Origin of the sequence: Pseudomonas aestuarii (assembly GCF_027988105.1) — a bacterium.
GTDB classification, from domain to species: domain Bacteria; phylum Pseudomonadota; class Gammaproteobacteria; order Pseudomonadales; family Pseudomonadaceae; genus Aquipseudomonas; species Aquipseudomonas aestuarii.
Window position 1 is genome coordinate 536,766 of sequence record NZ_JAQJZJ010000001.1, and the last position, 12,991, is coordinate 549,756.

Annotated in this window: 13 protein-coding genes and 1 other RNA gene; 10 read left to right on the plus strand and 4 right to left on the minus strand. The window is 62.1% G+C overall.

Translation table 11 applies throughout. The features are described 5' to 3' along the window. Positions 1–5: 5 nt before the first annotated feature. Complete coding sequence (locus PH586_RS02440; RefSeq protein WP_271346174.1) at positions 6–419, plus strand: ClpXP protease specificity-enhancing factor; 414 nt, start codon at positions 6–8, stop codon at positions 417–419. 49 nt (positions 420–468) lie between these two features. On the opposite strand, the gene PH586_RS02445 is transcribed toward PH586_RS02440, so the two are convergent. The 4 genes from PH586_RS02445 to PH586_RS02460 are packed head-to-tail and all read right to left on the minus strand — an operon-like array spanning position 469 to position 3,805. Continuing rightward, on the minus strand, positions 469–1,002 hold the full coding sequence (locus PH586_RS02445; protein ID WP_271346175.1) for a BON domain-containing protein: 534 nt from the start codon (positions 1,000–1,002) through the stop codon (positions 469–471). Then, on the minus strand, positions 999–1,592 hold the full coding sequence (locus tag PH586_RS02450) for a phosphoheptose isomerase (protein WP_271346176.1): 594 nt from the start codon (positions 1,590–1,592) through the stop codon (positions 999–1,001). The genes PH586_RS02445 and PH586_RS02450 overlap by 4 nt, the downstream gene beginning before the upstream one ends. Before the next feature lie 30 nt (positions 1,593–1,622). Beyond that, on the minus strand, positions 1,623–1,997 hold the full coding sequence (locus PH586_RS02455) for a YraN family protein (protein ID WP_271346177.1): 375 nt from the start codon (positions 1,995–1,997) through the stop codon (positions 1,623–1,625). Further along, positions 1,994–3,805: a penicillin-binding protein activator gene (locus PH586_RS02460; protein WP_271346178.1), complete on the minus strand. Its 1,812-nt coding sequence runs from the start codon at positions 3,803–3,805 to the stop codon at positions 1,994–1,996. Before PH586_RS02460 ends, PH586_RS02455 begins: the two co-directional genes overlap by 4 nt. 231 nt (positions 3,806–4,036) lie before the next feature. Here PH586_RS02460 and rsmI point away from each other — a divergent pair, with 231 nt between their 5' ends. From rsmI to mraY, 9 genes are all read left to right on the plus strand, one after another. Next, the gene (gene rsmI / locus PH586_RS02465) at positions 4,037–4,942 is read left to right on the plus strand and encodes a 16S rRNA (cytidine(1402)-2'-O)-methyltransferase (protein ID WP_408636733.1); all 906 of its coding nucleotides are present in this window, start codon (positions 4,037–4,039) and stop codon (positions 4,940–4,942) included. A gap of 41 nt (positions 4,943–4,983) precedes the next feature. Then, positions 4,984–5,342, plus strand: an RNA gene (gene rnpB, locus PH586_RS02470) — RNase P RNA component class A. Positions 5,343–5,652: 310 nt separating this feature from the next. After that, on the plus strand, positions 5,653–6,108 hold the full coding sequence (mraZ, locus tag PH586_RS02475; RefSeq protein ID WP_090447645.1) for a division/cell wall cluster transcriptional repressor MraZ: 456 nt from the start codon (positions 5,653–5,655) through the stop codon (positions 6,106–6,108). A 2-nt stretch (positions 6,109–6,110) separates the two neighbouring features. Beyond that, entirely contained in the window at positions 6,111–7,052 is a 942-nt protein-coding gene (gene rsmH, locus PH586_RS02480; RefSeq protein ID WP_271346179.1) for a 16S rRNA (cytosine(1402)-N(4))-methyltransferase RsmH, read from the plus strand. Continuing rightward, positions 7,049–7,342, plus strand: a complete 294-nt coding sequence (gene ftsL, locus PH586_RS02485) for a cell division protein FtsL (protein WP_271346180.1) — start codon at positions 7,049–7,051, stop codon at positions 7,340–7,342. Before rsmH ends, ftsL begins: the two co-directional genes overlap by 4 nt. Next, positions 7,342–9,072, plus strand: coding sequence for a peptidoglycan D,D-transpeptidase FtsI family protein (locus tag PH586_RS02490; RefSeq protein ID WP_271346454.1), 1,731 nt, complete (start codon positions 7,342–7,344; stop codon positions 9,070–9,072). Before ftsL ends, PH586_RS02490 begins: the two co-directional genes overlap by 1 nt. Further along, positions 9,072–10,535, plus strand: a complete 1,464-nt coding sequence (locus PH586_RS02495; RefSeq protein WP_271346181.1) for a UDP-N-acetylmuramoyl-L-alanyl-D-glutamate--2,6-diaminopimelate ligase — start codon at positions 9,072–9,074, stop codon at positions 10,533–10,535. The genes PH586_RS02490 and PH586_RS02495 overlap by 1 nt, the downstream gene beginning before the upstream one ends. Next, positions 10,528–11,907: a UDP-N-acetylmuramoyl-tripeptide--D-alanyl-D-alanine ligase gene (locus tag PH586_RS02500; protein WP_271346182.1), complete on the plus strand. Its 1,380-nt coding sequence runs from the start codon at positions 10,528–10,530 to the stop codon at positions 11,905–11,907. Before PH586_RS02495 ends, PH586_RS02500 begins: the two co-directional genes overlap by 8 nt. Further along, the gene (gene mraY, locus PH586_RS02505) at positions 11,908–12,990 is read left to right on the plus strand and encodes a phospho-N-acetylmuramoyl-pentapeptide-transferase (protein ID WP_271346183.1); all 1,083 of its coding nucleotides are present in this window, start codon (positions 11,908–11,910) and stop codon (positions 12,988–12,990) included. Position 12,991: the final 1 nt, after the last annotated feature.

Below are 12,991 nucleotides of genomic sequence, written 5' to 3' on the forward strand. Positions count from 1 at the left end.
CTTTGATGAACTCCAGTCGTCCTTACCTGGTTCGTGCACTTTACGAGTGGATCGTCGACAACGATTGCACGCCACATTTGTTGGTCAATGCCGAATTTCCTGGTGTGCAAGTGCCGCCAGGCTTCGCCAGTGATGGGCAGATCGTGCTTAACGTCTCGCCCAGTGCCGTGCGTCATCTGCATATGGATAATGAGGCGGTGAGCTTCGAGGGGCGCTTCGGCGGGACGCCGCACAGCCTCTATGTCCCGGCTGCGGCCATACTGGCAATTTATGCGCGCGAGAATGGTCAGGGCATGGTCTTCGATCTGGAGCCGCCAGTGCCGGATGATGACGAAGGCGATGGCCCGGGTGATCAGGGGCCGCCAGATGACGAGCCGCCGCGCCCCAGTGGGCGGCCCAGTCTGAAGGTAGTCAAGTAAACAAAAAAGGCGATCCACTGGATCGCCTTTTTTTGTGTGCGGAGAAAGGTCAGTCGGTGTATTGGAACAGCTTGACGATCTTCTGTACGCCGGAGGTGCCCTGCGCCAGGCCGGTCGCCCGATTGGCTTCCTGGCGTGAAACCAGGCCCAGCAGGTAGACGATGCCGTTCTCGGTAACCACCTTGATCCGCGAGCCCGGTACGGTGGCGTCGGCGACCATCTGGGCCTTGATCTTGGTGGTCAATAGCGTGTCGTTGCTGCGCGCGAGCAGTGAGGTCGGTTGCATTACCTGCAGCTCGTTATGCACCTTGGTGACGTCCTGAACCTTGCGTGCCGCCTGTTCGGCAGTGTTTTTCAGTTCGCTGCGTGGCGTCTGGCCGGCCAGCAGCACCACGCCGTTGTAACTGGTGACCACGATGTGCGAAGTCGGGTCGGTCAGGTCGACGTGAGCGCGGGCGATATTGGCGCTGACTTGCGGGGCGATGAACTGGTCGTCGATTTTGTTGCCGATACTGCGGCTGCCGCAGCCGGCAAGGATCAGGCTGCACAGCAGCCCGGCAAGGATCAGTGGTGAACGGGTCATTCTTCACTCCCAAACAGTTGGCGGTCGATCAAGTCACACAGGCAGTGGATCACCAGCAGGTGAACTTCCTGAATGCGCGCGGTGATCTTCGACGGTACGCGAATTTCCACATCTTCCGGTAATAGCAGTGAGGCCATGCCGCCGCCATCGCGGCCCGTGAGGGCGACCACGGTCATTTCACGGTCATGGGCGGCCTGTATGGCCTGGATCACGTTGGCCGAGTTGCCGCTGGTGGAGATCGCCAGCAGCACATCGCCCGGCTGGCCGAGCGCGCGGATCTGCTTGGAGAAGATCTCGTTGTAGCTGTAGTCGTTGGCGATTGAGGTGATGGTCGAACTGTCGGTGGTCAGGGCAATGGCCGGCAGGCTAGGACGTTCGCGCTCGAAGCGGTTGAGCAGTTCGGAGGAGAAGTGCTGGGCATCGCCGGCCGATCCGCCGTTGCCGCAGGTGAGAATCTTGCCCTCGCTGAGCAGCGCCTGAACCATGGCCATGCTGCCCTGCTCGATGAACGGAACCAGTACGTCCAGGGCCTGTTGCTTGGTTTCAATGCTGGCCAGGAACAGCTGGCGAATACGGTCTTGCATTTCCATCAGAGATTTAACCTTCAGTGTGGCGCCGGTTCAGGTGTCAAAGGCGTTTTGGATCCAGTGCAGCCGGGGAGTCGAGTTGCCTTCGGCGTTTATGGCAATCACGTCGAACCGGCACGGGTATTTGGCCCAGCGCGATTCCTGCTGCAAAAAGTACATGGCGGCTTTGGTGAGCTTCTCGCGCTTGCGCGCATCAACACTCTCCACGGCGCCGCCCCAGGCGGAGTGCCGACGGTAGCGGACTTCGACGAATACTACTGTATCGGCGTCGAGCATGACCAGATCAAGCTCGCCGCGGCGGCAGCTCCAGTTCTGCGCCAGGAGCTTCAGGCCGTGTTGCTGCAGATGCAGGCGGGCCAGTTCCTCGGCAGCCTTGCCGCTGCTTTGCGTGCTGCTGTGGTCGATCAATTGAGGCTGTCGGGCAGGCGCTCGACGCGACCGTCGCGAAACTCGGCCCAAGGCAGTTGGCGTTCGATACGCTGCGCCGGGTTGAGGCTGAGGCTGCCGGACAGACCGTCGATCCGGGTTTCCGGCAAGGCCTTGAGCTGACCCAGGCGCGGTGCCAGGAGGTAGGCGTCGGCACCCATGGCGTAGAGCCGGCCGAGACTGCCGCCGGCTTGCGGCCATTGGCTTTCGACTTGCTGGCGCACCGGGTCGTTGACGTTCAGCAGCCAGGGCGTTTCGCAAAAGCGGATGCCGTTGAGGTCGTTGTACTGCGCATCGCTGTGGTTGCCGGTAAACAGATGCGAAGTGGCATAGACGGGCACATCCCCGGCATATTGGAAGGCCAGGATCGGTTTGATCTGCTGCGCTTGCTGCGGGGTGGCCGCCAGGAAGATGAAGTCGATGTCCTGGCGCCGTGTTGGCTGCGCAGCCACCGCAACACCCAGGGTGTTCTTCAGGTGCTTGGTGCGTGCTTCGCTTTCGCGCAATTGGAACAGTTCGGCGATTTGCCGCGCCAGTTCGACGGGCTTGTCGACATGTTCGGCGGCGATCAGGGTGCCGCCCTGGGCTTGCCAGCTCTGCCGGAAAGCATCCAGTACCCGGTCGCCCCAATCACCGCGCGGCACCAGGGCTGCTGCCCGGCGCATGCCGTCGGCCCAGGCGCGGCGTGCCGCTTCGCGCGCTTCATCCTCGGCGGCGAGGCCGAACTGGAACAGCTGAGCCGGGCCTTCCTGGCCTGGGTCGCCGTAGTTCAGGGCCAGGGTGGTGATCGGTAATTGCTCGCGATCACTGAGCTGCTTGACCAGTGGTTTTTCCAGCGGACCGATAACCAGTTGCACGCCGGCGGTCTGTGCCTGACGGTAGAACTCATCCAGTGAGGCCATGCGTGAGCTGTCATAGAACTGGATGTTCGGCGGGTTTTGCCCGGCCTGCTGAGCCTGATAGTGGGCCGAGAGAAAGCCGTCGCGCAAGGCGCGCGCTACGCCTGCAAGCGGGCCTTCTTGTGGTAGCAGCAGGGCGATTTCCTGCAGGGGTTGGCTGGACAGCTCTTGCAGTTTTAGCAGTGCGGGCGGCAATTGCAGGGCGGCGGGATGCTGCGGGTGTTGTGCCAGCCAGTCATCGATGGCGGTTTGCTGTTGCTGCAAGGTGCCGGGGGTCTTGGCGGCCAGAGCCAGGCCTAGCCATCCGCTCAGGTCGGCTCCGTCGCTGGATTGCAGTTGCACGCTTGGCAGGCTGGAGACCAGGCTCCAGATGGTTTCGTGGTTGCGGGTGGCGGGTTCGCCGCTGAGCAGTGGGGCGATGTACACGCGTTCGCGCGCCGCGGCAAGGATCTGTCCGTCGGCTTGCAATGCATTGGCGCGAGCCAGTTGGGTGCGCACTTGCTGTTCGACCGGCAGTTCTGCCAGGTGCTCCAGGCTGGGATGGCTGAGCGCCTTCAAGGCGACTTTGGGTTTTTCGCGCGCCAGGGCCAGTTCGGCGGCCAGGGTGCTGGCGTAGATCTGTGGGGCCGGTTTCAGGCTGTTGAGTGGCACTTGTTCGAGGATGCTGTCGGCGCGAGCGATATTATTCTGCTGGTAAGCCAGGTCGGCGGCAGCCAGGCGCAGCAGGGCGGCTGGTTCGGCTTCGCTTTCGGTGGCCTGCAGCAGCAGTTGCTCGATGCTGGCTTGAGGCGTGCGCGGCAGTTCTCCCAGGCTGGATGAGGGCGGGCTGGCGCAGGCGGTAAGCAAGCCAGCAAGGCAGAGAACGAGGAGTGGACGCAGGCAGGCGATCATGTAAGCGTTCCTGATACTTGATCAAATGAACGGCGAATTGTACCCAAGGCCTGGCTTGGGCGCGATGTCGATGGCTAAGAACCTGTTCACGATTTGCTGCGCTCGGTGATGCTGCGTTAAAAATGCCTTCGGATTGCTCATCTACAGCTCCTAGACTCCGCATCCTCAGCCGTTTTTGCCTTGCCTGACCGTCGCTCGCTTAAATCGTGAACAGGTTCTAAACGGGCTACAATGCGCGCTTTTCCGATTGAAGAGGCTGGCGCTGTGATCACTCCCGGTGCGTTGAATTCCACTATTGGCACCCTGTATGTGGTCGCCACGCCAATTGGCAACCTGGACGACATCAGTGCGCGGGCGCTCAAGGTGCTCGGTGATGTGGCCCTGATCGCCGCCGAGGACACCCGCCACTCCGTGCGACTGATGCAGCATTTCGGGATTGCCACGCCGCTGGCCGCCTGTCACGAGCACAATGAGCGCGATCAGGGTGGGCGCTTTCTGGCGCGGCTGCTGGCCGGTGAGGACGTGGCGTTGATTTCCGACGCCGGTACGCCGTTGATTTCCGATCCGGGCTATCACCTGGTGCGTCAGGCGCGTGCCGCCGGGGTTGCCGTAGTGCCGGTGCCGGGAGCCTGTGCGTTGATTGCGGCGCTGTCGGCAGCGGGCTTGCCCTCCGACCGGTTTATTTTCGAAGGATTTCTGCCGGCCAAGACCGCCGGCCGGCGTGCACGCCTGGAGCAGGTAAAGGAAGAGCCGCGCACGCTGATCTTCTATGAGGCGCCGCACCGCATCCTCGAGTGCCTGGAAGATATGCAGGTGGTGTTCGGTGATGAGCGCCCGGCGCTGCTCGCACGGGAAATCAGCAAGACCTTCGAGACGCTCAAGGGCCTGCCATTGGCAGAGTTACGCGCCTGGGTGGCGGCTGACAGCAATCAGCAGCGCGGCGAGTGCGTGGTCTTGGTCGCTGGCTGGCAAGCACCGGAGGGCGAAGCGGCGGTCAGCACCGAAGCGCTGCGTGTGCTCGAGCTGTTGCTCAAGGAAATGCCACTCAAGCGCGCGGCGGCGTTGGCGGCGGAAATCACTGGAGTGCGCAAGAATTTGCTCTATCAGGCGGCGCTGGAGCGGCAGAAGGACGCTTGAGCCTTGTTCTATCGGGCGCGTGCCGGTAACCTTGGCGGCGGAGAGTCGATCGGACAGTCGCTGCCGTGTTTCGTTCTGCGAAATGCGGGGGAGGAAAGTCCGGGCTCCATAGGGCGGAGTGCCAGGTAACGCCTGGGAGGCGTGAGCCTACGGAAAGTGCCACAGAAAATAACCGCCTAAGCGCTTCGGCGCCGGTAAGGGTGAAAAGGTGCGGTAAGAGCGCACCGCGCGGCTGGTAACAGTCCGTGGCTAGGCAAACCCCACTCGGAGCAAGACCAAATAGGGTTCCATTGGCGTGGCCCGCGCTGGAACCGGGTAGGTTGCTAAAGGCGTGCAGTGATGTACGTCGTAGAGGAATGACTGTCCTCGACAGAACCCGGCTTACAGATCGACTCTCCACCTTTCCTCTCTACCCGTGACGCCCTCATTACTTCGCTTTTCTAAGACCAAAAAAATCTTACTCTTAACAAATCACTTTAAGTTCGAAGTGCAGCTAGCTGTACACGCTCAAATTGCCTCGCAAAACTCAGCCTAATGCTCTGCTCTTACTCCTCTTTTGTATGCTAAATCGCCGTTCTGTAAGGGTTTTTCCCTCCAGGCGCGCCTTGACGGTGGGGTGTGGGCATTCCTATAGTGTGCGTAGGTGGTAAGAAGTGGCATGAAGTGGGGTTTTTTGGGCATGGATAGCTAATTTAAGGGGAAGCGCAGCTGTGTTTCGTGGAGCCAACGCCATCAGTCTCGACGCCAAAGGGCGGCTCGCGATGCCAAGTCGGTATCGGGACGAGCTCGTGTCGCGTTGTGCGGGCCAGCTTATCGTGACTATCGATGCCATCGACCCCTGCCTCTGTGTCTACCCACTGGCTGAGTGGGAGCTGATCGAGAACAAACTGCGCGAATTGGCCTCCTTCCGTGAAGAGAACCGCCGTTTGCAGCGTCTACTGATCGGAAATGCCGTTGACCTCGAGCTGGATGCAAGCGGTCGCTTTCTGGTGCCGCCGCGTCTGCGCGAGTACGCCAGGCTGGATAAACGCGCGATGTTGGTCGGCCAACTGAATAAATTTCAACTGTGGGACGAAGATGCCTGGAATGCGGTCGCCGATGCCGATTTGGCGGCCATCAAGCAGCCGGGTGCTCTGTCCGACGAACTACGTGACTTGATCCTGTGACTATGACCAGCAACTTTCGCCATATTACTGTGCTACTCGACGAGGCTGTCGACGGGTTGGCCGTGCGAGCGGGTGGCTGTTACCTGGATGGTACCTTCGGCCGCGGCGGGCATAGCCGGTTGATCCTCGAAAGGCTCGGGCCAGATGGGCGTTTGCTGGGGTTTGACAAGGACCCCTTGGCGATCGCCACGGGGAATGAGTTAGCGGCCGAAGACGGCCGCTTTGTCGTTGTGCAGCGCAGTTTTGCGGAACTTGGCGAGGAAGCTGCTGTCCGCGGGCTGGTTGGCAAGGTCAGCGGAATCCTGCTGGACCTGGGCGTTTCCTCGCCGCAGCTGGACGATGCCGAGCGCGGTTTCAGCTTCCTCAACGACGGACCGCTGGACATGCGCATGGATCCCTCGCGCGGCGTCAGTGCGGCGCAGTGGATCGCCAGTGCCAGTGAAGAAGAAATCGCCCGGGTCTTCAAGGAGTATGGCGAAGAGCGTTTCGCCAAGCGCATGGCTCGCGCCGTGGTGTTGCGTCGTGCCGAGCAACCCTTTGAGCGCACCGCCGACTTGGCCCAGGTGCTGACGGTCGCCAACCCGGCCTGGGAGAAGGGCAAGAATCCGGCGACCCGCGCGTTCCAGGGACTGCGCATTTACATCAATAACGAGCTCGGCGATCTGCAGCGTGGTCTCGACGCCGCACTGGAGACCCTCGAAGTGGGTGGCCGCTTGGTGGTGATCAGCTTTCACTCCCTCGAGGACCGCATCGTCAAGCAGTTCATGCGCAAGCATGCCAAGGGCGAACGGGACGAGTACCCGCGCGATCTGCCGATCATCCCCAAGGCCTTCGAGCCCCGTTTGAAGCTGATCGGCAAGCCGCAGTTCGCGTCCGAAGCCGAGCTCAAGGCCAATCCGCGCTCGCGTAGCGCCGTCATGCGTGTGGCGGAGAAAATGCGATGAACGCAGTCTTCGCCAAGCCATTGCCAAAGGGCAGCCTGCTGATGCTGGTGCTGTTCCTTTGCGTGCTTGGTACGGCGTTGGCGGTCTCTTACTGTGCGCACTGGAATCGTCAGTTGCTCAATGGGCTGTATGCCGAGATGAGCATCCGCGACAGAGCCCAGGCCGAATGGGGCCGTTTGATTCTCGAGCAGAGCACCTGGACCGCCCCCAATCGTATTGAAACCCTGGCCCGCGAGCAGCTGAAGATGCGTCTGCCCGACGCCGCCGAAGTGCGCATGGTGGCCCGATGATCAAGCTCGAGGGGGCACTTTATCCCTGGCGCTTCCGCTTGGTGCTGCTGCTTCTGGCGCTGATGGTCGGTGCGATTGTGTGGCGCATCATTGATCTGCATGTGTTCGACCATGACTTCCTCAAGGCCCATGGCGATGCGCGCAGCGTGCGGCATATTCCGATTCCTGCGCATCGTGGTTTGGTCACCGATCGCAATGGCGAGCCGTTGGCGGTCAGTACCCCGGTCACCACGTTGTGGGCCAATGGCAAAGAGTTGCAGGCAGACAAGGCCCGCTGGCCGGCCTTGGCGGCGGCGCTGGGGCAAGAGCCAAAGGCGCTTGCCGTGCGCCTGCAGGCCAATGCCGAGCGCGAATTCCTCTACCTGGTGCGTGGTCTGACGCCGGAGCAAGGGCAGCGAGTTCTCGACCTGAAGCTGGCGGGTGTATACGCCATCGAAGAGTTTCGGCGTTTTTATCCCGGCGGCGAAGTGACCGCCCACGTGGTCGGCTTTACCGATATCGACGATCGCGGTCGCGAAGGCATGGAACTGGCATACGATGAGTGGCTGGCCGGCGTGCCGGGCACGCGTCAAGTACTCAAGGACCGCCGTGGTCGTTTGATCAAGGATGTTCAGGTCGCCCAGAATGCCAAGGCAGGTAAAGCGTTGGCGTTGTCGATCGACCTGCGTCTGCAGTACTTGGCGCATCGCGAGTTGCGCAATGCCCTGGTCGAGTTCGGGGCCAAGGCTGGCAGCCTGGTGATGATTGATGTGAAGACCGGCGAAGTGCTGGCGATGGTCAATCAGCCCACCTACAACCCGAATAACCGCCGCGATATGCAGCCGGCCGCCATGCGTAACCGGGCGATTATCGACGTGTTCGAGCCGGGCTCGACCATGAAGCCGTTCTCCATGAGCGCCGCGTTGAACAGCGGCCGCTGGAAACCGACCGATACCGTTGACGTGTATCCGGGCACCTTGCGGATTGGCAGGTACACGATTAGGGATGTTTCGCGCAGCACTGGGCCGTTGAACCTCACCGAAATTCTGATCAAGTCGAGCAACGTCGGCATGAGCAAGATCGCTTTCGATATTGGTGGCGAGTCCATCTACGCGGTGATGCAGCAGGTCGGGCTGGGTCAGGACACCGGTCTCGGTTTTCCGGGCGAACGGGTCGGCAATCTGCCCAATTACCGTGAATGGCGCAAAGCCGAAACCGCCACCCTGTCTTATGGCTACGGCTTGTCGGTAACGGCCGTGCAGTTGGCGCACGCCTACTCGGTGCTGGCCAATGGTGGTCGCAGTGTGCCCTTGTCGCTGACCCGCATGGACCGTAAGCCGGACAGCGTGCAGGTGATCCCTGAAACCATCGCCAAGACCATGCAGGGCATGCTCCAGGAAGTGATCGAGGCCCCCGGTGGTGTGTTCCGGGCCAAGGTTCCGGGTTACCACGTCGCGGGCAAGAGCGGTACCGCGCGCAAGGTTTCGAAAGACTCGAGAGGTTATCGGGATAATGCCTACCGTTCATTGTTTGCCGGCTTCGGTCCTGCCAGTGATCCGCGGATTGCCGTTGCCATCGTCATCGACGAGCCGAGCAAGGGCGGTTACTACGGTGGTTTGGTCTCCGCGCCGGTATTCGGCAAAGTCATGGCCGGCGCCCTGCGGCTGCTGAATGTCGTGCCGGATAACCTGGCGCCGCCGGTCGAATCGCAAGCGACGGCAGTGAACGCAGTCAAGGGAGGGCGCATCTGATGCCCATGCCTCTGAATCAATTGTTGCCTGAAGCCGCCGGTGCGGTGCTGATCCGTGAATTGACCCTGGATAGTCGCAAGGTGCGCCCCGGTGATTTGTTCCTTGCCGTGCCTGGTAGCCAGCAGGACGGCCGCGTGCATATTGCCGATGCGATTGCCCGCGGGGCCGCAGCGGTGGCCTATGAGGCCGAGGGTGCTTCAAGCATGACGGCCAGCAGCGCTGAGCTGGTGGCGATCAAGGGTTTGGCTGCTCAGTTGTCGGCCATCGCCGGGCGCTTCTACGGTGAACCGAGTCGCAGGTTGCACCTGGTTGGCATCACGGGCACCAACGGCAAGACCAGCGTCAGCCAGTTGTTGGCCCAGGCGTTGGATCTGCTGGGTGAGCGCTGCGGCATCGTCGGCACCCTGGGTAACGGATTTTACAACGCCTTGGCCCTCGGTCGGCATACCACCCCGGATCCAATCGGCGTGCAGGCCACCCTGGCCGACCTGAAGAATGCCGGTGCCCGCGCGGTGGCGATGGAAGTCTCCTCCCATGGCTTGCATCAGGGCCGCGTCACCGCGCTGGCGTTCGACGTGGCGGTGTTCACCAACCTGTCGCGCGATCATCTGGATTATCACGGTTCGATGGACGCCTATGGCGCGGCCAAGGCGGCCTTGTTCGCCTGGCCGGGTTTGCGTTGCCGGGTGCTCAATCTGGATGACCCATTCGGTCGCGAGCTGGCCCGCGCCGAGCATGATTCGCGCCTGATCAGCTACAGCCTGGAAGATCCCGCGGCCTATCTGTACTGCCGTGACGCCCAGTTCGACGAGCAGGGGGTACGGGTCAAGCTGGTCACGCCGCGCGGCGAGGGCAACGTGCGCAGCGCACTGCTGGGGCGCTTCAACCTGAGCAACCTGCTGGCCGTGGTCGGTGCGTTGCTGGGCATGGATTATCCGCTCGACGAAATCCTCAAGGTGCTCCCGCAGTTGCAGGGACCAGTGGGGCGCATGCAGCGCCTGGGCGGCGCCCGCCAGCCCCTGGTGGTGGTCGATTATGCGCACACCCCGGATGCCCTGGAAAAAGTACTCGAAGCTCTGCGCCCGCATGTCAAAGGTCGTCTGCTGTGCCTGTTCGGCTGTGGTGGTGACCGGGATCGCGGCAAGCGTCCGCTGATGGCCGCCGTGGTCGAGCGTCTCGCCGATGGCGTGCTGGTCACCGACGACAACCCGCGTGGCGAGGCTCCCGAACAGATCTTCAGCGATATTCGCGCAGGTTTTGCCATGCCCGATCATGTGCAGTTCATCCACGGACGCGGCCAGGCCATTGCCCAGTTGATCGCCGCCGCTGACCCGGCCGATGTGCTGGTGTTGGCGGGTAAGGGTCATGAGGACTATCAGGAAATCAACGGCGTGCGCCAGCCATTCTCCGATCTGGTCGAAGCTGGCAAGGCCCTGGCTGCATGGGAGGTTGGACATGCTTAAAGCCCTGCGCTTGAGCGAAATCTGCGCGCCGCTGAATGCGCGCCTGATCGGTGAAGATTGCGCCTTTGATGCGGTCAGCACCGACAGCCGGGCGATACAGCCGGGCCAGCTATTCATCGCGCTGACCGGACCGAACTTCGATGGTCACGACTATCTGGTAGATGTCGCGGCCAAGGGGGCGGTGGCGGCGCTGGTCGAGCGGGAAGTGGCGGGCGCGCCTTTGCCCCAGTTGCTGGTGGCGGATACGCGCCTGGCGCTTGGCCGGCTCGGCGCCCTGAATCGTCAGGCCTATGGCGGCCCGCTGGTTGCGGTCACCGGCTCCAGCGGCAAGACCACGGTCAAGGAAATGCTGGCCAGCATTCTGCGCACGGCGTTCGTCGAGCAGGGCTGTGCCGTGCTGGCCACCCGCGGCAATCTGAACAATGAACTGGGGGTGCCGCTGACCCTGCTGGAACTGGCCGCGCAGCACAAGGCAGCGGTGATCGAGCTGGGCGCTTCGCGCGTCGGCGAAATCGCTTACACAGTTGGCCTGGCGCAGCCCCATGTGGCGATCATCACCAACGCCGGCACCGCCCATGTGGGCGAGTTTGGCGGGCCGGAAAAAATCGTCGAGGCCAAAGGCGAGATCCTCGCAGGGCTCGGTGCGGGCGGGGTTGCCGTGCTCAATCGTGACGACTCGGCCTTTGCACTCTGGCAGCAGCGCGCCGGCGACAAGCGGGTCCTCAGTTTCGCCTTGCACGATTCGGCGGCCGACTTCCATGTCAGCGACCTGGACCGCGATGCGCGCGGTTGTTCGGCGTTCACCCTGCATTGCGCCGATGGCTTGGCACGCATCCAGCTCAACCTGCTCGGCGAGCACAATGTGGCCAATGCCTTGGCTGCAGCGGCGGCGGCGTGGGCCCTGAGCGTGCCGTTGGTCGATATCAAGAATGGTCTGGAAAACCTGCAACCGGTCAAAGGCCGCGCGGTAGCGCAGTTGGCGGCAAAGGGCGTGCGGGTGATCGATGACAGCTACAACGCCAACCCCGCGTCGATATGCGCGGCGGTTGATATACTCGCCGGCTTCTCCGGTCGCACCATTCTGGTGCTCGGGGACATGGGCGAGCTGGGCGCCTGGGCCGAGCAAGCTCACCGCGAGGTGGGCCAGTATGCGGCGGACAAGGTTGCCGCGCTTTATGCGGTTGGCCCGCTGACGGCGCATGCGGTTGCCGCATTCGGTGCAGATGGCCGGCATTTCGCCGATCAAGCCAGTCTTATCGATGCGTTACGCCACGAACAAGGCGACACCACCATTCTAATAAAAGGCTCACGCAGCGCCGCGATGGAAAAAGTCGTGGCGGCACTCTGTGGCACTTCCGGGGAGAATCACTAAATGTTGCTGCTGTTGGCGGAGTACCTGCAACAGTTCTACAAAGGCTTCGCGGTCTTTCAGTACCTGACCCTGCGCGGCATTCTCGGGGTGCTGACCGCGCTGGCGCTGTCATTGTGGCTGGGCCCCTGGATGATCCGCACCTTGCAGATCCGCCAGATCGGCCAGTCGGTACGGAGCGACGGGCCGCAATCGCACCTGTCGAAGAAGGGCACGCCGACCATGGGCGGTGCGCTGATTCTCTCCGCGATCGCCATCAGCACCCTGCTCTGGGCCGACCTGAGCAACCGCTATGTGTGGGTGGTGCTCGCGGTAACCCTGTTGTTCGGCGCGATCGGCTGGGTCGATGACTACCGCAAGGTGATCGAGAAGGATTCGCGCGGCCTACCGAGTCGCTGGAAGTACTTCTGGCAATCGGTGTTTGGCCTGGCAGCGGCCTTGTTCCTATATATGACTGCGCAGAGCCCGGCAGAAACCACCCTGATCCTGCCATTGCTCAAAGACGTCAGCATTCAGTTGGGCTTCGGCTTCGTGGTGCTGACCTACTTCGTCATCGTCGGATCGAGCAACGCGGTCAACCTGACCGATGGCCTGGATGGCCTGGCGATCCTGCCCACCGTGATGGTCGGCGGCGCCCTGGGGATCTTCTGCTACCTGTCGGGCAACGTGAAGTTTGCCGAATACCTATTCATTCCCTACCTGCCGGGGGCAGGCGAGCTGATCGTGTTCTGCGCCGCGCTGGTCGGCGCCGGCCTGGGTTTCCTCTGGTTCAACACCTACCCGGCGCAGGTGTTCATGGGCGATGTCGGCGCGCTGGCGCTGGGCGCGGCCCTTGGCACCATCGCGGTGATCGTCCGTCAGGAAGTGGTGCTGTTCATCATGGGCGGGGTGTTCGTCATGGAAACCCTGTCGGTGATCATCCAGGTCGCTTCGTTCAAATTGACCGGTAAGCGGGTGTTCCGCATGGCGCCGATTCACCACCACTTCGAGCTGAAAGGCTGGCCCGAGCCGCGCGTCATCGTACGTTTCTGGATCATCACCGTGATTCTGGTGCTGATCGGCCTTGCCACCTTGAAATTGCGTTGAG